Source organism: Salinispirillum marinum, from assembly GCF_042650105.1.
GTDB lineage: Bacteria > Pseudomonadota > Gammaproteobacteria > Pseudomonadales > Natronospirillaceae > Salinispirillum > Salinispirillum marinum.
This window is the reverse complement of sequence record NZ_JBHSAL010000004.1, coordinates 20,807-41,521: the sequence shown is the minus strand read 5'-3', so window position 1 is coordinate 41,521 and position 20,715 is coordinate 20,807. Positions and strand designations below refer to the sequence as shown.

At 52.0% G+C, this 20,715-nt stretch carries 19 protein-coding genes, 1 tRNA gene and 1 pseudogene; 18 read left to right on the top strand and 3 right to left on the bottom strand.

Features of this window, described 5'->3' with window-relative positions; genetic code table 11:
• The first annotated feature begins 47 nt into the window (after positions 1-47).
• From ACFOSD_RS13305 to ACFOSD_RS13280, 6 genes are all read left to right on the top strand, one after another.
• On the top strand, positions 48-1,019 hold the full coding sequence (locus ACFOSD_RS13305; protein WP_380698338.1) for an ABC transporter permease: 972 nt from the start codon (positions 48-50) through the stop codon (positions 1,017-1,019).
• Positions 1,020-1,028: 9 nt separating this feature from the next.
• A complete protein-coding gene (locus ACFOSD_RS13300) occupies positions 1,029-2,030 on the top strand; it encodes an ABC transporter permease (RefSeq protein WP_380698340.1) in 1,002 nt (333 codons plus the stop codon).
• On the top strand, positions 2,027-3,529 hold the full coding sequence (locus ACFOSD_RS13295) for a sugar ABC transporter ATP-binding protein (protein WP_380698342.1): 1,503 nt from the start codon (positions 2,027-2,029) through the stop codon (positions 3,527-3,529). Before ACFOSD_RS13300 ends, ACFOSD_RS13295 begins: the two co-directional genes overlap by 4 nt.
• A gap of 65 nt (positions 3,530-3,594) precedes the next feature.
• The gene (locus tag ACFOSD_RS13290) at positions 3,595-4,899 is read left to right on the top strand and encodes a M24 family metallopeptidase (RefSeq protein WP_380698345.1); all 1,305 of its coding nucleotides are present in this window, start codon (positions 3,595-3,597) and stop codon (positions 4,897-4,899) included.
• 24 nt (positions 4,900-4,923) lie between these two features.
• On the top strand, positions 4,924-5,316 hold the full coding sequence (locus ACFOSD_RS13285) for an FmdB family zinc ribbon protein (protein ID WP_380698347.1): 393 nt from the start codon (positions 4,924-4,926) through the stop codon (positions 5,314-5,316).
• A 60-nt stretch (positions 5,317-5,376) separates the two neighbouring features.
• Positions 5,377-7,425, top strand: coding sequence for a HAMP domain-containing methyl-accepting chemotaxis protein (locus tag ACFOSD_RS13280; protein WP_380698349.1), 2,049 nt, complete (start codon positions 5,377-5,379; stop codon positions 7,423-7,425).
• A 12-nt stretch (positions 7,426-7,437) separates the two neighbouring features.
• Here ACFOSD_RS13280 and pyrI read toward each other — a convergent pair whose 3' ends face one another.
• Positions 7,438-7,890, bottom strand: a complete 453-nt coding sequence (gene pyrI / locus ACFOSD_RS13275) for an aspartate carbamoyltransferase regulatory subunit (RefSeq protein WP_380698351.1) — start codon at positions 7,888-7,890, stop codon at positions 7,438-7,440.
• Between the two features lie 21 nt (positions 7,891-7,911).
• Positions 7,912-8,832, bottom strand: a complete 921-nt coding sequence (pyrB, locus tag ACFOSD_RS13270; protein ID WP_380698353.1) for an aspartate carbamoyltransferase — start codon at positions 8,830-8,832, stop codon at positions 7,912-7,914.
• A 267-nt stretch (positions 8,833-9,099) separates the two neighbouring features.
• Here pyrB and ACFOSD_RS13265 point away from each other — a divergent pair, with 267 nt between their 5' ends.
• Positions 9,100-9,429, top strand: a complete 330-nt coding sequence (locus ACFOSD_RS13265) for a ComEA family DNA-binding protein (RefSeq protein WP_380698355.1) — start codon at positions 9,100-9,102, stop codon at positions 9,427-9,429.
• Here ACFOSD_RS13265 and cysQ read toward each other — a convergent pair.
• Entirely contained in the window at positions 9,426-10,232 is an 807-nt protein-coding gene (gene cysQ, locus ACFOSD_RS13260) for a 3'(2'),5'-bisphosphate nucleotidase CysQ (RefSeq protein WP_380698357.1), read from the bottom strand. The two genes, ACFOSD_RS13265 and cysQ, sit on opposite strands and share 4 nt — an antisense overlap.
• Before the next feature lie 205 nt (positions 10,233-10,437).
• Here cysQ and pheS point away from each other — a divergent pair, with 205 nt between their 5' ends.
• The 11 genes and pseudogenes from pheS to truD all read left to right on the top strand — a co-directional run bounded on the left by pheS (position 10,438) and on the right by truD (position 20,697).
• Positions 10,438-11,454, top strand: coding sequence for a phenylalanine--tRNA ligase subunit alpha (gene pheS / locus ACFOSD_RS13255; RefSeq protein WP_380698359.1), 1,017 nt, complete (start codon positions 10,438-10,440; stop codon positions 11,452-11,454).
• A 25-nt stretch (positions 11,455-11,479) separates the two neighbouring features.
• The gene (gene pheT, locus ACFOSD_RS13250) at positions 11,480-13,855 is read left to right on the top strand and encodes a phenylalanine--tRNA ligase subunit beta (protein ID WP_380698361.1); all 2,376 of its coding nucleotides are present in this window, start codon (positions 11,480-11,482) and stop codon (positions 13,853-13,855) included.
• A 2-nt stretch (positions 13,856-13,857) separates the two neighbouring features.
• The gene (gene ihfA / locus ACFOSD_RS13245; RefSeq protein ID WP_380698363.1) at positions 13,858-14,169 is read left to right on the top strand and encodes an integration host factor subunit alpha; all 312 of its coding nucleotides are present in this window, start codon (positions 13,858-13,860) and stop codon (positions 14,167-14,169) included.
• Positions 14,138-14,425 (top strand): annotated as a pseudogene (locus ACFOSD_RS13240) (MerR family transcriptional regulator); the annotation flags it as partial. The gene ihfA and the pseudogene ACFOSD_RS13240, both read left to right, overlap by 32 nt.
• A 284-nt stretch (positions 14,426-14,709) precedes the next feature.
• Positions 14,710-14,786, top strand: a tRNA-Pro gene (locus tag ACFOSD_RS13235).
• A 268-nt stretch (positions 14,787-15,054) separates the two neighbouring features.
• Positions 15,055-16,692, top strand: a complete 1,638-nt coding sequence (locus tag ACFOSD_RS13230) for a CTP synthase (RefSeq protein ID WP_380698366.1) — start codon at positions 15,055-15,057, stop codon at positions 16,690-16,692.
• 119 nt (positions 16,693-16,811) lie between these two features.
• Positions 16,812-18,104: a phosphopyruvate hydratase gene (eno, locus tag ACFOSD_RS13225; RefSeq protein ID WP_380698368.1), complete on the top strand. Its 1,293-nt coding sequence runs from the start codon at positions 16,812-16,814 to the stop codon at positions 18,102-18,104.
• A gap of 77 nt (positions 18,105-18,181) precedes the next feature.
• Positions 18,182-18,463, top strand: coding sequence for an FtsB family cell division protein (locus ACFOSD_RS13220; protein WP_380698371.1), 282 nt, complete (start codon positions 18,182-18,184; stop codon positions 18,461-18,463).
• A gap of 5 nt (positions 18,464-18,468) precedes the next feature.
• Positions 18,469-19,176 carry a 2-C-methyl-D-erythritol 4-phosphate cytidylyltransferase gene (ispD, locus tag ACFOSD_RS13215; protein WP_380698374.1) on the top strand — a complete coding sequence of 236 codons (708 nt, stop codon included), beginning with the start codon at positions 18,469-18,471 and terminating at the stop codon, positions 19,174-19,176.
• Positions 19,169-19,663: a 2-C-methyl-D-erythritol 2,4-cyclodiphosphate synthase gene (ispF, locus tag ACFOSD_RS13210; RefSeq protein WP_380698377.1), complete on the top strand. Its 495-nt coding sequence runs from the start codon at positions 19,169-19,171 to the stop codon at positions 19,661-19,663. The genes ispD and ispF overlap by 8 nt, the downstream gene beginning before the upstream one ends.
• A complete protein-coding gene (gene truD / locus ACFOSD_RS13205) occupies positions 19,648-20,697 on the top strand; it encodes a tRNA pseudouridine(13) synthase TruD (protein ID WP_380698379.1) in 1,050 nt (349 codons plus the stop codon). The genes ispF and truD overlap by 16 nt, the downstream gene beginning before the upstream one ends.
• Positions 20,698-20,715: the final 18 nt, after the last annotated feature.

The following is a 20,715-nucleotide window of genomic DNA, read 5'->3' as shown; positions in this document are numbered from 1 at the left end:
CCGGGTCCCTGGAACAAATACAATCATAAACGTATCAGGGTCTTGATATGGCAAACCTAGCCAATAAGCCAATTCTAACCATTCTCGGCAAGCACGGTATTTTAATTGCCTTTGTCGTGTTTATGGTGATCTTTGCCTTGGCCAACTCCAGATTCGTCTCGATCGGCAACTTAGAAAGTGTTGTCCGTTCGTCGGCAATTCTCGGCGTGATGGCATTGGGCGTAACCTTCGTGGTCATCAGCGGTAATCTCGACCTGTCGGTCGGCTCAATGATGTCCTTCGCAACCATTGTGGTGCTGGATTTACACGACCAGATCGGCGTGACCCTAGCCATACCAACGATGTACCTGATGGTCCTTGCCTTGGGCGGTTTCATTGGCTACTTGGTCGGCTATTTACGACTGAATTCGCTGATCGTTACCTTAGGTATGTTGTCCGCCATTCATGGCTTAACGCTGATGTATTCTGGCGGCAAGAATATGGACATCGCCGATAAGAGTGGTACCTGGTTCAGTTTCTTTGGGCAGGGTGAAGTGCTTGGCGTACCCGTGCCTATTTTGTTGTTTGTCTTATTGGCGGCGTTTCTGGGTATTTTGCTCGCTAGGACACCGTTTGGCCGCAAGGTATATGCGGTAGGCGGCAATCCTACGGCGGCGATTTTTTCCGGCGTGCCACGGGCGCGCACAGTATTTTCCTGTTATTTGATTTCGGCTTTTTGTGTGGCGACCGCAGGCTTGATGCAGGCCAGTCGCTCCATGGGGAGCCAGAACACGGTAGGCCAAGGGCTTGAACTTGAAGTCTTGGCTGCCGTGATTTTGGGTGGCGCATCCTTGCTCGGCGGATCAGGCACCATTTTCAAAACAGTGATTGGTGTGTTGATGCTCGGTTTTATTCAAAACGGGCTGTTGCTGATGGGCTATCCGTTCTACGTACAATTTGTCATCACCTGGATCATTATCATCCTCGCTGTATGGCTCGATATCGCCGTGAAACGCGGCAAATTTTGGGCCTCGATATAGGAGTCGGCAATGAATTCAGTCTTTATTAAACGTCATCTGAGCACCAGTGCGATCTGGATCTTCATCGTCATTGAATTGATCTTCTTCAGTGTCGCGGGCCACTTCCTGTCGTTAACCGATACGGCGTTCATGGATCTCGACAATATGCTGTTGCTGCTCAAACAAGCAGCGCCGATTGGCATCATCGCGGTGGGTATGACCTTGGTGATGGTGAACGGCAACATCGACCTCAGTGTGGGTGCGGTCTTTGCTATTGCGGGCATTATTCTGCTCGACAGTCTGACCTGGCCAATCTTCGCCGGACTGGGTGACTGGGTGATTCCGGTCAGTTGGCTTCTGGCCTTGGCGGCGGGTGTTGTGTTGGGCGCGTTGAACGGTTTGATCGTCTGGAAGACTGGCGTCGATGCCTTCATCGTCACCCTAGGTTCCATGTTGGGCTATCGCGGTTTGGTGTTCATGTTCAATGGCGAGAACCCTACGTCACACTTGAACTGGACGCTGGTGGACTTCGCAGAAGCCCAGTTTCTCGGCTTCCATACCGCGACCTGGTTTCTGGCGTTAAGCGTGTTGATCGTATGGTTGATTACCCGCTACACCGTGCATGGTCGCAATGCCTATGCGGTGGGCAACAATCGGGTGGCGGCGGTGAATGCCGGTATTCGGGTTGGGCCACACATGATGCTGAACTTCATGCTGATCGGTTTTCTCGCGGCCTTGTCTGCCGTGGTCTTTTACTCCGAATCCGGTTCGGTGAACCCCAATGATGGGCAACTGTATGAGCTCTGGGTGATCACCGCCGTGGTGTTGGGTGGTACCAAACTGGCCGGTGGTTCGGGATCCATTATCGGTACGCTCGGTGGTGTTCTGGCCATTCAATTATTACGCAAAGGGCTGGGCTACATCGGTGCCGACACGTCAACCGTGAACCTGGTCATTGGCCTGATATTAATTGTGGTTCTGTACATTGATCGGAAGATCAATCAGAAGGGTGCACAGGAGCTTAACGTATGACACAACCAATGCCAGCACTCCGTCTTGAGTCCATCACCAAGACTTTTCCTGGGGTCAAGGCACTCGACAACGTTTCGTTGTCTGTGATGCCGGGTGAAGTCCATGCCTTAATGGGGGAAAACGGGGCCGGGAAGTCAACACTGATGAAAGTGTTGGGGGGGATTTATCAACCCGATGAAGGCCAAATCTTTGTCGGTGAAGAGCCGGTCGTCATGGCGAACCCGATTGATGCCAAACAAAAGGGTATCGTATTCATTCACCAGGAGCTTAGCTTAGCCGATGAGCTTTCGGTGGCAGAGAATGTCTATTTGGGCGAACTGCCGACACTGTCGTTCGGGCGTGTCGATTGGGCCTCTCTGTACAAGAAAACCGATGACATTCTGGCCCGGCTGAATGTGAATTTCACCTCCGACACGCGGGTCGGCGAGCTGTCGATCGCCAATCAACAAATGGTGGAGATCGCGCGAGCGCTGACCGTCAATGCGAAGGCTGTTATTTTTGACGAGCCGACCGCATCTTTGACGGATGCCGAGAAACGAGTGTTGTTTGATGTAATTGCCGACCTGAAAGCACAAGGTGTCGGCATTGTGTACATCTCTCATCGGATGGAAGAAATCTTCAAAATCACCGACCGCGTCAGCGTGTTGCGCGACGGCCAATACCAACAAACGTTGCCGACCGGTGATACATCGGAAGAAGACATTACCCAGTTAATGATCGGTCGCAAACTTGATCTGTCGCGCGCGGCGGTTGAGCACGATTTGGGCGAAGTGGCCATTGAGGTGCGTGACCTGAGTTGCGGTTCGGTCTATCAAAACATCAATTTCTATGTCCGTGCCGGTGAAGTGTTGGGCTTCTATGGCTTGGTGGGTGCGGGCCGCACAGAAATTGCGGAAACACTTTTCGGTCTGCGCCAACCGAGTGCAGGGCAGATTTTAATCGAAGGGAAGGAAACGCACCTGAACTCGCCAGCCAAGGCCATTCAAGAGGGCATTTCCTTGGTGCCTGAAGACCGTAAGGGGCAGGGGCTGATCCTCGGCATGAACTGCCGCGACAACATGACGCTACCGCAAGTGCAAGACATGACGGCCGGTCCTTTTGTCTCTGATGGGGCTGAGATTGCCATTTTTGACCAGTATCGGGACCGTCTTGATATCCGCACGCCCGGTTGGCAGCAGGCGGTCGGCAATCTGTCGGGCGGTAACCAACAAAAGATCGTCATCGGTAAATGGCTGTCTATGCATCCCAAGGTGCTGATTGTTGATGAACCTACACGGGGCATCGATGTTGGCTCCAAGTCGGAAATTCACAAACTCATTCGTGAGCTGGCGGCAACGGGTTACGCCGTCATCGTCATCAGTTCTGAGATGCCCGAAGTGTTGCATGTCTCCGATCGTATTGTGGCCATGTATGCAGGAAAGATCATCAGGACGTTCTCGGCCGACGAGGTGACAGAAGAGAGCCTGATTCAAGCGATATCCGGAATTACACCTAAATAACCATAATCAATATTGTGTCCTGCCGTGAAAAGGTCGAGCACGACACCCTATGTGAGGGATATATCATGAGTAAAAATATCATTGTTGAGCCCAGTATCATTGATACCGATGCATTGGATCCGCGCTGGAATTGGAATCGCCCCATTCCCGCACCCGGACGGATGAACGTGGATTTTGAGGAGCGGGTTGATTTCCGTCGGCTGCATAAATATCGGGTTGAACGGGCCAGACAGTCACTGCGTGAATCTGACTTGGGTGCCATGCTGTGTTTCGACAACAACAACATTCGTTATCTCACCAGCAGTGTGATCGGTGAATGGAGCCGCGATAAGATCTGTCGCTATGCGTTGTTCACCGGTAATTCCGATCCCTATCTGTGGGACTTCGGCAGCGCAGCCGCGCACCACCGGATTCATAACCCGTGGTTCGATAATGACCATTGGCGTGCTGGTATGTTGGGTTTAAGAGGTTCCGTGGCAGAAGAGGCAGGTCTGTTCGCCAATGCAGCCAAGGAAATCCACGATATATTGAAGTCGGAAGGTGTCGCGGATATGCCCATCGGGGTGGACGTGTGTGAACCGCCGATGCTGTTTGCCTTGCAAAAAGAAGGCTTGGACGTGCGCGATGTGCAGCAGGTCATGTTAAATGCGCGACAGATTAAGAGCATGGATGAAATTATTCTGCTCAATCAATCGGCGGCTATGGTGGACGGTTGCTATCAACTGATTGCCGACAATTTGAAACCCGGCAAACGTGAAAACGAACTGGTGGCGATTGCCAATAAGTTTCTCTATGACAACGGATCGGACGATGTAGAAGCGATTAATGCGGTGTCCGGTGAGCGCTGCAGCCCGCACCCGCACAATTTTACCGACCGCATGTATCGCCCGGGTGATCAGGCGTTCTTTGACATCATTCAGTCCTACATGGGCTACCGTACGTGCTACTACCGCACCCTGAATGTCGGCAGTAAAACGCCAGCGCAGGTTGATGCTTATCGAAAAGCGCGTGAATGGATCGATGCGGCCATCAGTCTGGTAAGGCCGGGAATGACGACCGATAAAATTGCGGCGGTCTGGCCCGCAGCGCAAGAGTTCGGCTTTCAAAGTGAAATGGAAGCGTTCGGACTGCAGTTCGGGCATGGCCTTGGCTTAGCCTTGCATGAGCGTCCTATCATCAGCCGCTTGGTGTCCTTCGAAAATCCGTTTGAATTGCAAGAGGGCATGGTGTTCGCCCTGGAAACCTATTGTCCGGCGGCCGATGGTAATGGCGCGGCCCGGATTGAAGAAGAAGTCGTGGTGACGGCAGACGGGTGCAGAGTCATTACGCTGTTCCCGGCGCAAGACTTGTTCGTCGCAAACCCTTATTAACGTATTGAGCCAGAGGAAAACACCATGCCAACCTATCATTATCGCGCCGTAGATTCTGGAGAAATTTTTGAAATTTTTCACGGTATGAATGACGGTGCAATGGATCACCATCCTGAAACCGGTGAGGCCATTGAACGGATCATTGCCAGTGCTCCGGCGCTGCACATGAAGGGCTTAAAGAAGCACGTACAGATTGACTACAAGAGCCCGGCCGCCACCGCATGCGGGTGTGCGTCCAATGTGGCATTGGCAAAACAAATGTACTCCAACAGCCGCGAAACACCGCGCTATGGTTCCATTCAAAGTAAAAAGACGGTGCATGGCGGTATCGTGACCGGTGGTTCGCATGGGCACAGTCATGGCTCGGGTTGTGGCCACAGTCACGGTGCCGGGGAAAGTTGCGGGCACAAGCACTGATCGTCGACGCAAAAAATAAAAATAAAAACAAAGTCACCTTAAAATGTTCGAGGTTGTCCTATGGCGAGCATTCAATGGCAAAACTGGGCTCGGCTCACCATTGCTAAACGTTTGACCTATGGCTTTAGTTTGCTGGGGATTGGGGTCATGGCGATTTCCGTCGCCAGCCTCATGGGCCTTACCCGTATTAATGCCGGCTTGGACGGACTGGTCAAGGCCGCTATTCCGGCTAAGGCCAGTTTGGCCGAAGCGCGTATAGCCTTGTTGCAGATCAGTACGGCGGCGGCCGAGCATTACAACAGCAGAGCAGGCGAACAACTGACAATCATCGAAGATGAGATGTCGCAAAACGTCGAGCAGTTCAATGCACTGGTTGACCGTTTGGGCACCAATGATCTGTTGCTGTCGTCTTTGGGCGATCAAACCGCACAGCTGGAGCAGGCGTTCACCGTGGCGAGTGAACAAATCGGGTTAATTCAGACCAATATGGAGACTCACCAACGGTCGTTAGAGCGCGAGCAAAGGATCAACGAATTGCGACTCCAGTTACAAGACCTTCGAAACCGGGCAGCGCCGGTGTTTGCCAACTATCGAGACGACATTACCGTGCCGTCCGCGCAGGCGATGGCCTATCAGATTTATGGCTTGCTCGACAGTTCCATCCTGATGGCGATCAATGTCTCCTTGGCTGATAGTATGGCTGTGATTGAGGATTTACAGACGCAGTTGCGCGATAACATCGATGGGGTTGCCCGATTGACCTTTGATATTCTCGATCAAGCCGATGCAGATGCCGCCTTTGACGCCTATTACTCGGAATTGGAGCCCTTCTTTCGCGAGCTAAACGACCTAACGGTGTCCAACGAGGGGCTGATTGCCCAGCAAAAGAATTTATTTGTCGAAATACGGAATAACTTGCCCGGTCGAATTGAAGCCGCGCAGGAAAATCTGGCGCTCTCGGCGCAATCGTTGCAGAACATTTCGACGCTGTTGGATACGGGCGTCAATCAAATCGCGCAGGAAGCCGTGGCAAACGTCGCCGTTTCCCGCACCATCATTGTGGCGTTGACGGCGGCAATCATCGCCCTCTGCATTATTGTTTCCTGGTTGGTGATTCGTAGTATTCGCAAACCCATCCGACGTTTGAGTCACTACATGAAACGCGTCGGCGAAGGCGACTTCAAAGCCAGTGTCGGTCAGTACGGCAAAGATGAGATTGGTGAAATATTTGTCGCGACTGAAACTATGGTCGATGATTTCAAAGGCATCGTTACGCGGGTGTCCGATGTGAGTGAACGCATCAATGAAGTTTCACAAAGTACGGCGGAAGATACGGACATTACGCGTGATACCTTAAATGTGCAGAGTCAGGATCTGGGGTCTATTGCTACCGGATTGACCGAAATGTCGGCCAGTATTCGTGAGGTGGCGCACAATACTCGCAGTGCTGCAGACGAAATGAACAAAAGTGAGGGTACGGCACACGAGATTGAACAGTCGATTGAAGCGACCGTCACGTCATCTGATAAGCTGACGGACACCATGCGTTCAGCAGCACAGGTGATCACGCGGCTGAACGAAGATGTGTTGAGTATTGAAGATATCTTGGAGGTCATCCAAAAAATTGCGGAACAAACCAATTTGCTTGCCCTGAACGCTGCCATAGAGGCCGCGCGTGCGGGCGAGCAGGGGCGAGGTTTTGCCGTGGTAGCGGATGAGGTTCGCACGCTGGCGAGCCGCACACAACAGAGTACGCAAGAAATCCGCGAGAAAATTGACCGGGTGATGACCGGTTCAACAGACGCGGTGAACTCGATTCAAGCCAGCGAACATAACGTTGCAGAGGTTTCGGGCCGTGTTCAGCGCATACATGAGATGTTCGAAGGCTATTTGCAGTCGGTCACCCGACTATCGGAATTGAACCTGCAAGTTTCGGCGTCAACCGAACAGCAACAGGCGACCAGTGAAGAGATTAGTCGGCGCACCAATGGCATTAACGATCAAGGCACCGAGCTGGCAGCGCGTTTTGAATCCACCTCGGAAAGGGCCAATGAACTGAACAGCATTGCGCGCCAATTGAACGACGCGATCGCCATTATCAGGCTTTAGTGCAGAGCTTCCTTAAGCAAACAAGCTGTCACTAAAGGTACGTTCACAGTAATGGCATTTCAGTTGTACATGGTCGCCGTGTTGGAACACCTTAAAGTGTGACTGCACGGGCTCATTGTGCGAAATGCAGTTGCTGTTGAGGCAGGTCAACACGCCAATTAGGTGTTCTGGCAACGACATTTTGTATTTGTTCACCACATCGTAGTGATCAATCACATTGATGGTGGCATCCGGGGCGAACAGGGCTAACTCATAGGCTTGTTGTTCGGTAAATAGCCAGTCGTCGACCTTCACTAAGTCTTTCTGCCCCATGTCTTTACTGGGCAGATTTAAACCAACCGTCAGTCGTACATGCGGGGCCAGTTTTTGAATACGGTGCACAATTTTAATGCCGTTGCCCTGCGGGATATGGTCAATCACCGTACCGCGTTGAATGGCTTCTACCTGTAACTTATGGTCAGTCATGGTGGGGTTCTCATCCATTCCTTAAAGGGTTTCGTTCAGAATTAACGCCAACAGGGCCATGCGGGCATAAACGCCATTTTCCGCTTGTTGAAAATAGTAAGCGTGGGGTGTCGTATCGACCGATACATCAATTTCATTTACTCGGGGCAGCGGATGTAGGACTCGTAGATGCGGTTGCGCGGAATTGAGCATGGCGGCATTGAGAACGTACTGCGACGCGATGTGCATGTACTCTGTCGGATCGAAGCGTTCTTTTTGTACCCGGGTCATATAGATCACGTCGACCTCGGGAATGATGGATTCAATGTTGGCGGCGCGCTCGTAATAGACGCCTTGGCGCGATAGATCGTCGAGCAGATATTCTGGCATTGCCAGCGCATCCGGGGAAATAAAATAGTAACGCGCGCCAAAGTGCGCGCAGGCTTGGGCGAGCGAGTGCACGGTGCGACCGTATTTCAGGTCGCCGACAAACGCGATATTCAACCCCTCAAGACGGTCCTGGCATTCATACAGTGTGAACAGGTCGAGCAGGGTTTGCGTGGGGTGCTGGTTCGCTCCATCGCCACCGTTAATCACCGGCACATCAGAAAACTCACTGGCGAGGCGGGCGGCACCTTCTTGCGGGTGGCGCATGATGATGGCGTCGGTATAGGACGCGATCATGCGGATGGTATCGGCAAGGGTTTCCCCTTTTTTGGCGGAGGTGTTGCTGCCATCCGAAAACCCAATCAATTGGCCCCCCAAACGATGCACCGCCGTTTCAAAGGACAAGCGGGTGCGGGTGGACGCTTCAAAAAAGCAACTCGCTAATACTTTGTCTTTCAGCCAGGGTTTGTAGTTTCCTTGCTTTATCGCTTCGGCGGTTTTCACGATCAGTTCAAGGGTTGACTTGTCCAAGTCGGTGATGGAGACGATATCGCGCTGAAAGAGCATATTGGCCATGATTAGGGTCCGGTAGGGCGTAGGTCACATCAAATAGAGCGAGTCCAATGTTACCTGAGTGCAACCCTGGCAAGCAACGCACCAACGCGACGACAACAGCTATACCCAGGGTTAACTTAAACCTAAGGGCAAGTTGTTAGGTCGAGTATTTTTTGCCATAGTCCACGCCAAGCTCGTCAAACAACGAGCCGAGGAGCAGGGATCAGGGAAGCAGTCGGTCACGATGACGCTCCGCCCCATCATCGTAATTAAAAAAGGAAATGATTTATGAAACACGTCAATACGCTGTCGATTCGTTTTATATTCGCTTGTTTGCTCGGCTTCGCTGCGATTGCGCAAGCAGAAACTCCCGAGCAAGTGCTCAATGAAACGCATGATGAATTGATCGTCATGGTCAACATCAATCTGGATGATGCCGAAAAAATGGCCACCGTTCTGCAGGGCATTGGGCCAGCACGGGCCGATGCCATTGTGGCCTATCGAGAAGAACATGGCCCGTTTCTAACCGTGGACGAATTGTTAAACATTCGCGGCATCGGCGAACGCACGCTCGCCAACATTCGTCATCAACTGCACCTCGGTGAAGAAGTGCTTTAACGCTTAATACGACTGAGACTGTGGCGCCAGCGTGGGTCGTCCGCGCAGGCCGCCACAAACCATGGGTTTAGTAAAGATTCTTTGGTGTTGTACTGCAGTCGCAGGCCGGTTTCGGCGTTGATCAGAAGGCCGCCTGCCTGTTCAATGATGACTTGTGATGCCGCCGTATCCCATTCTGACGTTAAGCCAAGGCGAGGATAGATATGTGCTTGCCCTGCGGCAATCATGCAGGTTTTGATGGCACTGCCCACGGGCGCTAACGTATGCGGCCCTAAGTCATTTAAGAATGCTTGCACGATATCTTCGTGAAAAGACCGGCTGCCCAGCGCAAGCCAGGGTTGGTCCTGGTCGGGTACTGAGCAGGTCTTCAGCTCGATGGGATTAGCCAGATCGGTTGTACGACGGTAAAAAGCACCCTGACCGGCAACAGCATACCAGAGCTCTTGCCGCGCCGGGGCGAACACCACACCTAGGACGGCCTCATGGGCGTCTACGAGTGCAATGTTCACGGTAAAATCACCATTGCGTTTGACGAATTCCTTGGTGCCGTCAAGTGGGTCTACCAGCCAATAACGTGACCAATGTTGACGTTCGGACCAAGGGGCGAGCGCAGACTCTTCGGTGAGGATCGGCATGCCGGGCGTCAGGGCCGTTAAGCGTTCAACGATATGGTGGTTGGCGGCCAGATCGGCTGCAGTGACCGGTGTATTGTCCGATTTTTGGTCAACGTCGAAATCATGATGATAAATCGCCAAAATGGCGTCGCCCGCTTCCAAAGCAATGTCTATTACATCGTTTATCATGCCATCTCGTGCTCGCTTAAACCGAATGCAAAGGGTAACGGCTGCGGTTTATGGTGTCATGCATTTGTCGTATCTTGAACGATAAAATAGACGGAAAACGTTGTGCATTTTTTCATCATAATTGTAAAAACCCCTTAGAATTCAGTTGCTTATTTGATCAACTTCCCTATAGTAACCCTATCGAAAACCAATGATTGAGACATCCATGGAAAATCTGGACACCTTGGTGGCAGAGACGCTAAAAATTATTGCTGCCACGGAATCACCCGCCGAACTGGAAGAATTGCGGGTGCGTAAGTTGGGAAAGAAAGGTGAGATAACCGCTCAACTTAAACAACTGGGTGCATTATCACCGGAAGAACGTCCGGCGGCCGGTGCATTAATCAATGCGGCCAAAGAGCAGGTTTCAGATGCCTTAAATGCACGCAAAGCGGCTTTGGAAGATGCCGAGCTGGCGCACAAGTTAGCGCATGAAACCGTTGATATTACCTTGCCTGGTCGCCAGCAAGGGCAGGGTGGTCTGCATCCGGTAACGCGCACCGTAGAACGCATGACGGATTTCTTTACCCGCATGGGTTACAGCGTTGCGGAAGGTCCTGAAGTCGAAGACGACTACCATAACTTTGAAGCGTTAAATATTCCTTCGCACCATCCCGCGCGGGCAATGCACGATACCTTTTATTTCGATGCAACCCGTTTATTGCGTACCCACACGTCACCGGTACAGGTGCGCGTAATGAGTGCTCAAGAGCCGCCTGTTCGTATTGTCTGCCCTGGGCGTGTGTATCGCTGTGACTCGGACTTAACTCACACCCCGATGTTCCATCAAATGGAAGGGTTGTTGGTGGATGAGCGAGTCAGTTTTGCGAACTTGAAGGGTACGGTCATATCATTTTTGCGCGAGTTTTTTGAGCAAGACCTAGCCGTGCGTTTCCGCCCCAGTTATTTTCCGTTCACGGAGCCGTCGGCAGAAGTCGATATGGCGTGTGTGCATTGTGGCGGTAAAGGTTGCCGGGTATGCAGTCACACCGGCTGGTTAGAGGTTATGGGCTGCGGCATGGTACACCCTGAAGTGCTGCGTTATGCCGGTATCGATGCCGAGAAGTATCAAGGCTTTGCGTTTGGCATGGGTGTTGAACGCTTGGCGATGTTGCGCTATGGGGTGAACGATTTGCGCATGTTCTTTGAGAATGATCTGAAGTTCCTGGCGCAATTTAAGTAATGGACAACGAATTAAGTAAGTCATCATGAAATTAAGTGAACGCTGGTTAAGACAGTGGGTAAATCCTAATATCGAGTCTGCTGCACTGTTGCACCAGATCACCATGGCCGGGCTGGAAGTGGACGGCGCAGAACCTGTAGCCGGTGACTTTTCCGGGGTCGTAGTGGCTGAAGTTATTGCGGCGGAACAACACCCCAATGCCGACAAACTGCGTGTTTGTGCCGTGAATGACGGCATAGATACCTGGCAGGTGGTGTGTGGTGCACCCAATGCGCGTGCCGGGATCAAAGTGGCTTTTGCCCGCGTTGGCGCCGTGTTGCCGGGTAATTTTAAAATCAAGAAAGCCAAGCTGCGTGATGTGGAAAGCTTCGGCATGCTGTGCAGCGGGAAAGAACTGGAGTTGTCAGATGACCATGATGGCATTATGGAACTGGCAAAGGATGCACCGGTTGGTAGCGATTTGCGCGGCTATTTGGAGCTGGATGATCAGTGTATTGAAGTTGACCTCACGCCCAATCGTGCAGATTGTTTAAGTATTGCTGGTTTGGCCCGCGAAGTCGGTGTTCTGAACCAACTTCCCGTATGTGAAGTGGTGGTTGAACCGGTCGCAGCGGCGATTGACGATACCTTCCCCATTCGCGTTTCTGCACCCGAAGGCTGCCCACGCTATTTGGGTCGTGTCATTCGAGGTATCAACCCCGGTGCGACAACTCCCTTGTGGATGGTCGAGCGATTACGCCGTGGTGGTGTGCGCAGTATTGATCCTGTGGTGGATGTCACCAACTATGTCATGTTGGAATTGGGTCAGCCCATGCACGGCTTTGACTTGGCGACCTTGCAGGGTGAAATACATGTGCGTTGGGCTACCGAGGGCGAGCAACTCACGTTGTTGGATGGCCAAGCCGTCAGTTTGCGAAATGAAACCTTGGTGATTGCTGATGCAGCACAGCCGCTCGCTATGGCGGGCATCATGGGCGGTGAAAACACAGGCATCAGTGCCGAAACACGCGATATATTCTTGGAGTGTGCATTCTTTGCACCCTTGCAGGTTGCGGGCCGTGCGCGTTCGTACGGTTTGCATACTGATTCGTCACACCGCTATGAGCGTGGGGTGGATTATACCTTGCAGGCCAAAGCGATGGAGCGTGCAACGGCTCTGTTGCTGGATATCGTCGGTGGCCAGGCAGGTCCTGTCTCAGAAGTGGTTTCAGAGGCTGATTTGCCGATGCAAGCCAGTGTCAGTGTGACCGAATCGCAGATCCACGCAGCGTTGGGGGTGATGATCCCGGCCGATCGCATTACGCAGATTTTTACAGGCTTGGGTTTTGGCGTTGAGCGTCTGGCCGATACTTGGACGATTCAGGTGCCCTCTTGGCGGTTTGATATCAGCATCACGGCCGATCTCATAGAAGAAGTGGGACGTATTTACGGCTACGATCATTTGCCCGTGTCCCACCCCGTTGCGCCCATGGTGATTGCGCCGCTGCCTGAAGCCCAGCAAAGCGTTCGCTTGGTGAATCAGCGTATGGTGTCGTTGGGTTACCAGGAAATCGTGAGTTACAGCTTCGTTGAGCCCCAATTGCAGGCTCTTTTGGAGCCCAATTTTCCAGCGTTAGCGCTGGCGAATCCTATCTCGGAAGACTTGGGTGTGATGCGCACCACGGTCATTGCCGGTTTGTTGGGTGCCTTAAAGCACAATGTGAATCGTCAGCAAGAACGGGTACGTTTGTTTGAGACCGGCTTGGTGTTTCGTGGCGAGCTGAATGAATTAGAACAGACCAAAAAAGTGGCCGGTTTAATTTATGGTCCTCGCTCTGCCGTGCCTTGGTTGGGTGCCGGAGCAATGGTGGATTTTTATGACATTAAAGGCGATGTAGAAGCCTTACTGGGGCTCTCGGCCGGTCATCAAGTCACCATGGAGCGTGCGGTCGATGTGCCTTACTTGCACCCTGGGCAGTGCGCTCGTGTCATGCTGGGTGGCAATGCGGTAGGGGTTGTTGGTCGATTACACCCCAAAGTCGAAAAGTGGCTCGGTTTGAAAAAAGCTGCGTTTGTCTTTGAGCTGGACTTTGCGGCCGTTATCACCCGAAAGATGCCTGCTTTTACCCCTATTTCCCGTTTCCCGTTCAGTCGCCGTGACATCGCGGTGGTGGTCGACAAGTCAGTGCCTGTTCAATCCTTAATGGATGCAGCGCTGCGGTCGGGCGGAGAGTGGATGACTCATGTGGATGTTTTCGATGTATACGAAGGGGAGCGCTTGGGCTCAGAGAAAAAGAGTGTGGCTATACAGCTCACTTGGCAACACCCCGAGCGCCCGATGGCCGACGATGAATTAACGGCGGCCATGAGTGAAACCATCACTCTCCTGCAAGAGGATTTTGGAGCAACACTGAGGAACTGACCATGGCATTGACCAAGTCAGAAATGGCAGAACGGTTGTACGAAGAGTTGGGTCTTAACAAGCGTGAAGCCAAAGAAATGGTAGAGTTGTTTTTTTTGGAGATCACCGAGAGCCTGGTGCATAACGAGCAAGTTAAGTTGTCGGGGTTCGGCAACTTTGACTTGCGCGACAAGCGCCAAAGACCCGGCAGAAACCCGAAGACGGGCGAAGAAATTCCTATTTCAGCGCGTCGGGTGGTGACGTTTAGGCCGGGTCAAAAGTTGAAGGTTCAGGTTGAGACCTATGATGGAACCGAACCGCCGAGCGAACAGTAATATGTTGGAAATACCCTCTAAACGCTATTTCACCATTGGTGAAGTCGCTGAACTGTGTGGGTTGAAAACACATGTATTGCGCTACTGGGAACAAGAGTTTCCGCAACTCAACCCGGTGAAGCGGCGTGGTAATCGACGGTATTATCAGCGTGATGATGTGTTGTTGATCAACACCATTCAGACATTACTCTATGAGGAAGGCTTTACCATTAATGGTGCCCGACAAAAACTGGAGCAGGAGGCCAAAACCAAGCAGAAGCCTAGCAAACCCCCAGTGTCCTTGAGTACGGCGATGCAGCCGGCCGCCGAAGAGCCAAAGGACGAGTCAACGGCAACACCGCTTACCGCCGAAGAGATTGGTACGGACTTTGATCTTGGTCATCTCAATGTGCCACGTACCGCACCCCCGATTAGAACGATCGCCCGGCATGAAGTATCAGAGCTGATTGACCAGCTTGAAGATGTGCTCGATCTGCTCGCCGGAGGCGAGAAATAAACGCTTGAAATTTCAATTAGTTAGAGTATTATGCCTCGCGTAGTCGGGCATTAGCGCAGTCTGGTAGCGCATCGTCATGGGGTGGCGAGGGTCAGAGGTTCAAATCCTCTATGCCCGACCAAATTTCCTCAGTTTTCTTATTTCCTGCCATTTTTCTTCCCACGTTTCGTTGTTGTCATCTGTTGAATTAGTCGAATAGCCTGAATCTCCCGATTGAGCACGGCTGTGTGTTGTGGTACTGTATCGTCCCGTCTTAAGAGTGGTTTGCCGTACAGCGTTGGCGTGTCGGAAACTCTCAATTTATTACCCTGAAGCCTTCCTGAATTGATCCAAGTCTATGCTGTGGTCACGGGAGGGTTTTTTGTTTTTACACCAAGATGGGCTATCCAATGACTCGCTACATTTTTGTCACCGGCGGTGTTGTTTCTTCTCTCGGGAAGGGCATTGCTTCCGCTTCACTCGCGGCCATTCTCGAGGCCCGTGGTCTCAATGTGACCATGCTCAAGCTGGATCCTTACATCAATGTAGATCCAGGCACCATGAGCCCATTTCAACACGGTGAGGTTTTCGTAACACAAGACGGTGCCGAGACGGACCTGGACTTGGGTCATTACGAACGCTTTATTCGCACCAAGATGTCGCAAAATAATAATTTCACGACGGGCCGTGTTTATCAGCATGTGCTGCGCAAAGAGCGCCGTGGTGACTACTTGGGTGGTACCGTTCAAGTCATTCCGCACATCACCGATGAAATTAAACGCCGGGTTATTGCCGGTGCCGGAAATGCCGATATTGCCTTGGTCGAAATTGGCGGCACGGTTGGCGATATCGAGTCATTACCGTTTTTGGAAGCCGTGCGTCAGTTGAAAATTGAACTGGGTAGCCGCCGTGCGTTGTCGATGCACCTGACCCTGGTGCCGTATATTGCGACGGCAGGCGAGATCAAAACCAAGCCAACCCAGCACTCGGTCAAAGAATTACGCACCATTGGTTTGCAGCCTGATATTCTGATCTGCCGTTCAGAAGTTGAAATAGACCGCAGCGCATTGAAAAAGATCGCGCTATTCACCAACGTTGAAGAACGCGCTGTTATCCCGTTGCCAGACGCCAATACCATTTATCGTATTCCGCGTATGTTGTCAGATGCCGGTCTTGATGACATCGTCGTCGAGAAATTCGGTTTGGACTGCCCTGCTGCGGATTTGTCCGAATGGGATGACGTGGCCTACCGGAAGCTCAACCCGGAGCAGGAAATCACCATTGCGATGGTGGGTAAATACATGGAGTTGTTGGATGCCTATAAGTCGTTGATCGAAGCCATCGATCATGCCGGTATTCGCAGTAAAACCAAGGTGAAAATCCGCTATATCGATTCGGAAAAAATTGAAGAAGAGGGCGCCGGACTCTTGCAAGGCGTCTCGGCCATTTTGGTGCCTGGCGGTTTTGGCTATCGCGGTGTGGAAGGCAAAATTGAAACTGTGCGCTATGCCCGTGAGAACAAGATTCCCTATTTAGGTATTTGCTTAGGTATGCAGGTCGCCGTTATTGAATTTGCGCGCCATGTGGCCGGGCTTGAAGGGGCACATTCGACCGAGTTTGACCGCCAAAGCCGTCATCCGGTGGTCGGGTTGATTACGGAATGGATCGAGTCGGATGGGCGCAAAGTCGAGCGCTCAGAAGAATCGGATTTGGGCGGCACCATGCGTCTTGGCGCGCAGGAATGCAAGTTGTTGGAGGGTAGCCTCTCGGCGCAAGCCTATGGTGGCGTCGATATCATTGAGCGCCATCGCCACCGCTATGAAGTGAACGACCATTACGTTCCGCAGTTGGAGAAGAAAGGTCTGCGTATTGCGGGTCGTAGTGTTGACGGAAACTTGGTTGAAGTGGTTGAGGTGCCTGACCATCCGTGGTTTGTCGCGTGCCAATTCCATCCTGAGTTCACCAGTACACCGCGTGATGGACATGGTCTGTTCAGTGGATTCATAACGGCAGCCACCGAGTACGCGAAAGCGCAGGGCAATTTGTAATTAAACAACAGATATTGCTCTTGGCTACTATACATTGATGAATTTTTGTAAGAAAATTACATCAATAAGCAAGAATACCGCCTGCCGGTAGTAGGCGATCAGCAATCAGGAGAGTACGCATGGCGATTATCGCAGATATCAAAGCAAGAGAAGTTCTGGATTCACGCGGCAACCCAACGGTTGAAGCTGATGTGGTGTTGGCCTCAGGTGCTTTTGGCACTGCCTGTGCCCCGTCCGGTGCATCGACCGGTTCACGCGAAGCCTTGGAGCTGCGTGATGGTGACAAATCTCGCTACCTGGGCAAGGGTGTGAGCAAAGCCGTAGAGAACATCAATACCGCCATTCGTTCTGCTTTGGTGGGCCAAGATGCGGATCAGCGTGCCATTGACAAGATCATGATTGATCTTGACGGCACCGAAAATAAATCCAAGTTAGGCGCCAATGCGATTCTTGCGGTGTCTTTGGCGACGGCTAAGGCTGTCGCCGCTGAGCGTGGCATTGAGCTCTATGAATACATTGCTGAAGTCAATGGTACCCCTGGTCAATTCAGTATGCCGGTGCCAATGATGAACATCATTAATGGTGGCGAGCACGCCGACAATAACGTCGATATTCAAGAGTTCATGGTGCAACCTGTTGGGTTTACCTCGTTTAAAGAAGCGCTGCGTTGTGGTGCGGAAATCTTCCATGCATTGAAAAAAGAATTGTCGGCTTTGGAATTAAGCACGGCCGTAGGCGACGAAGGTGGTTTTGCTCCGAACCTGGAGTCTAACGAAGCGGCCTTGGCGATCATTGGTAAAGCAGTAGAATCAGCGGGCTACAAGCTGGGTGAAAATGTGACTTTGGCTCTGGATTGTGCAGCGTCGGAGTTCTACAAGAACGGTAAGTACGACTTGGCTGGTGAAGGTAAGGTGTACGACTCACGTGGCTTCTCTGAATTCCTGAAATCCATGTGTGACAAGTACCCTATTGTTTCGATTGAAGACGGCTTGGACGAAAGTGATTGGGATGGCTGGAAAGTTCAAACCGAATTGCTGGGTGATCGTGTGCAATTGGTCGGTGATGATCTGTTCGTGACCAATACGAAGATCTTAAAAGAAGGTATCGACAAGGGCATCGCTAATTCAATTCTGATCAAGTTCAATCAAATTGGCTCGCTGACAGAAACGTTGGAAGCCATTAAAATGGCGAAAGATGCGGGCTATACGGCGGTCATTTCGCACCGCTCGGGCGAAACCGAAGACACTACCATTGCCGATTTGGCTGTGGGTACGGCGGCTGGCCAAGTCAAAACCGGTTCATTGTGCCGTTCTGATCGCGTCTCAAAATACAACCGTTTGTTGCGCATTGAAGAACAACTCGGTGAAAAAGCCGTGTACAATGGCCGCCGGGAAATCAAAGGCCAAGCTTAATTCTGACGGATAAGCGCTAAAAGGGCCCTTGAGGCCCTTTTTTTGTGGGCATTCATCGCTTGTTAAAAGGTTATACCATGAGAAACCTGCTACTGCTCAGCCTTATTGTGGTGCTGATGTACCTGCAAGGTCGCTTATGGTTTGGCGAAAATAGCGTGGCCGAAATTCGCAGCCTGCAAACGCGGATTGCTGAATTGGAAGCTCAAAGTGCGGTGCAACAGGCCATTAATGATCAGCTTCGGGCTCAGGTTCGAGCGTTAAAAGACTCCGGTGATCAAGACGCCGTCATTGAACAGGCGCGTGAGCGCTTTGGTCTGATCCGGCCCGGGGAAACATTGTTTTTATTTGAAGATGAGTAGACTGTTTGACCATACAGCGTAAAACGGATGGATTTTGGGTATTGATACCCGCCGCAGGTGCCGGGCGCCGAATGAATGCACCGATACCCAAGCAATATCTTAATGTTGCGGGTAAAACCGTGTTGCAACATGCCATAGATCGTATGGCCCAGGTGGCGACATTAACGGGCTTGGTGTTAGCGACGGCACCCAATGACGATCGCAGTGATGTGATCTTACCGAGTCATTTAACTTGCCATAAGGTTGTCGGTGGTGCAGAGCGCGTTCATACGGTGCTGGCCGGGCTTACCTCGATCATAGCTGCAGCGGGAGATCAGGTTTGGGTATTGGTGCACGATGCAGCGCGTCCTGGTGTTCGCCTTGCCGATGTTGAGCGCCTAATGGCCCATTGTGTTGAGTTTCAAGAAGGCGGGTTACTGGCGCAACCGGTGCGGGATACCGTAAAACGTTCGGGTTCCGCCAACCAAATTGAACAGACGTTACCCAGAGACCAAATCTGGCTCGCGCAAACGCCACAGTGTTTTCGCGCCGGAGAACTTTTTCGAGCTTTAGAAGGTGCGTTGGCAGAAGGCTTAGAGGTCACGGATGAGGCCTCTGCAATGGCACATTTTGGTCACGTCTGCCATTTGATTACTGGACATTGGCGGAACATGAAGTTAACGGAACCGGAAGACCTACCTCTGATTGAATGGATATTAACGCACGATGAATGATTTTCGCATAGGACATGGCTATGACGTTCACCGGTTCGCTACCGATGCAGCGGAAGGTATGCAGAAGTTGGGTGGTGTCAACGTGCCGGTTAAATACCCTTTGCTCGCGCATTCCGATGGTGATGTAGTATTGCATGCGATTGCTGATGCAATTTTAGGGGCTTTAGGCAAAGGTGATATTGGTGAGCACTTCCCGGACAGCGATGATGCTTGGGCTGGTGCCGACAGCGCCGAGCTTTTGCGCAGTGTCTGGGCGCAAGCAAAGGTAGCAGGCTACCAACTCGGCAATTTGGATGTGACCATTGTCGCTGAAACGCCGAAAATTTCGCCGCATAAAGCGGCCATGAAGGACGTTATCGCCCATGTCCTGGGAGCCGATATGAACCGGATTAATATCAAAGCTACAACGACAGAGCGCTTGGGCTTTGTTGGGCGAAAAGAGGGCATTGGTACGCATGCCGTGGTCCTGTTGTGTCGGGCACAATAGCTGATTGGCCCACAGCTCATGGCGCTCCGTTGGGGGATGCGGTCATTCGTCGCTATCCGGCCGATTTTGTGGTGACGGAGCAGTTGGTTCCTACCGAGCCGTCGGGGGGTGAGCACCTATGGCTCTGGATCGAAAAAGTCTCATCGAATACGCAATGGGTTGCGGGTCAATTGGCCGAATTCTTCGGTGTAAGAAAACGCGATGTAGCCTATGCAGGGTTGAAAGACCGACATGCCATCACGCGGCAATGGTTCAGTGTATGGTTGCCTGGCGGTGAAAAGAAGGGCGTATTGCCACCACCTGACCATGCAGAATTTCGGGTTTTGCAGCATGTTTGGCAAGCCAAGAAGATTCGCCGAGGCATGCATTCGGGCAACCATTTTGCGTTAATCTTGCGCGACGTTAAGGTATCGACGCACGGGTTAGTGCAGCGTTTGCAGAAGATTTCAGCGCAAGGCGTACCGAATTATTATGGCTCGCAGCGTTTCGGTATAACATTTGATGCGCGGCCGCTGGCCATCCAATGGTCGGATGATCGTTTTCAACGCGGTATGCAGTTATCGGCGGTGCGTAGTTTTCTATTCAACTTGCAATTGGCTCAACGGGTTAAACAGCAACGGTGGCAGACCCCGGTGCTTCCGGGGTGGCTCAGCTGGCGCGGGAGCAATGCGGGTTTTGTGGCGGATGTGCTGGATGAACGTTTGCAACATCTTTTGGCATCGCACGAATTATCACCCAGTGCTTGGTTGCCCGGTATAGTGGCTGACCCGCGTTTAGCGGCAACCGAAGAAGAGCTGGCGGCATTAACAACCCATTCAATTTGGTTGGATCAGTTGCGGGAGCGTCGAGTATTGGCCGCCCGTCGAGCGACGGTGCTTGGGGTTAATCAGGTCGAACATCGCATAGAAGACGACGCGCTTAAGCTATCTTTTATCTTGCCACCGGGTGCGTTTGCCACTGTGGTGCTGTCTGAATTATTTAGGGTGGTTGATGCGGCTGCCCGCAATGCTTCGGAACCGGGATTGACGACATGAAACGAGAGTTTTTATAGC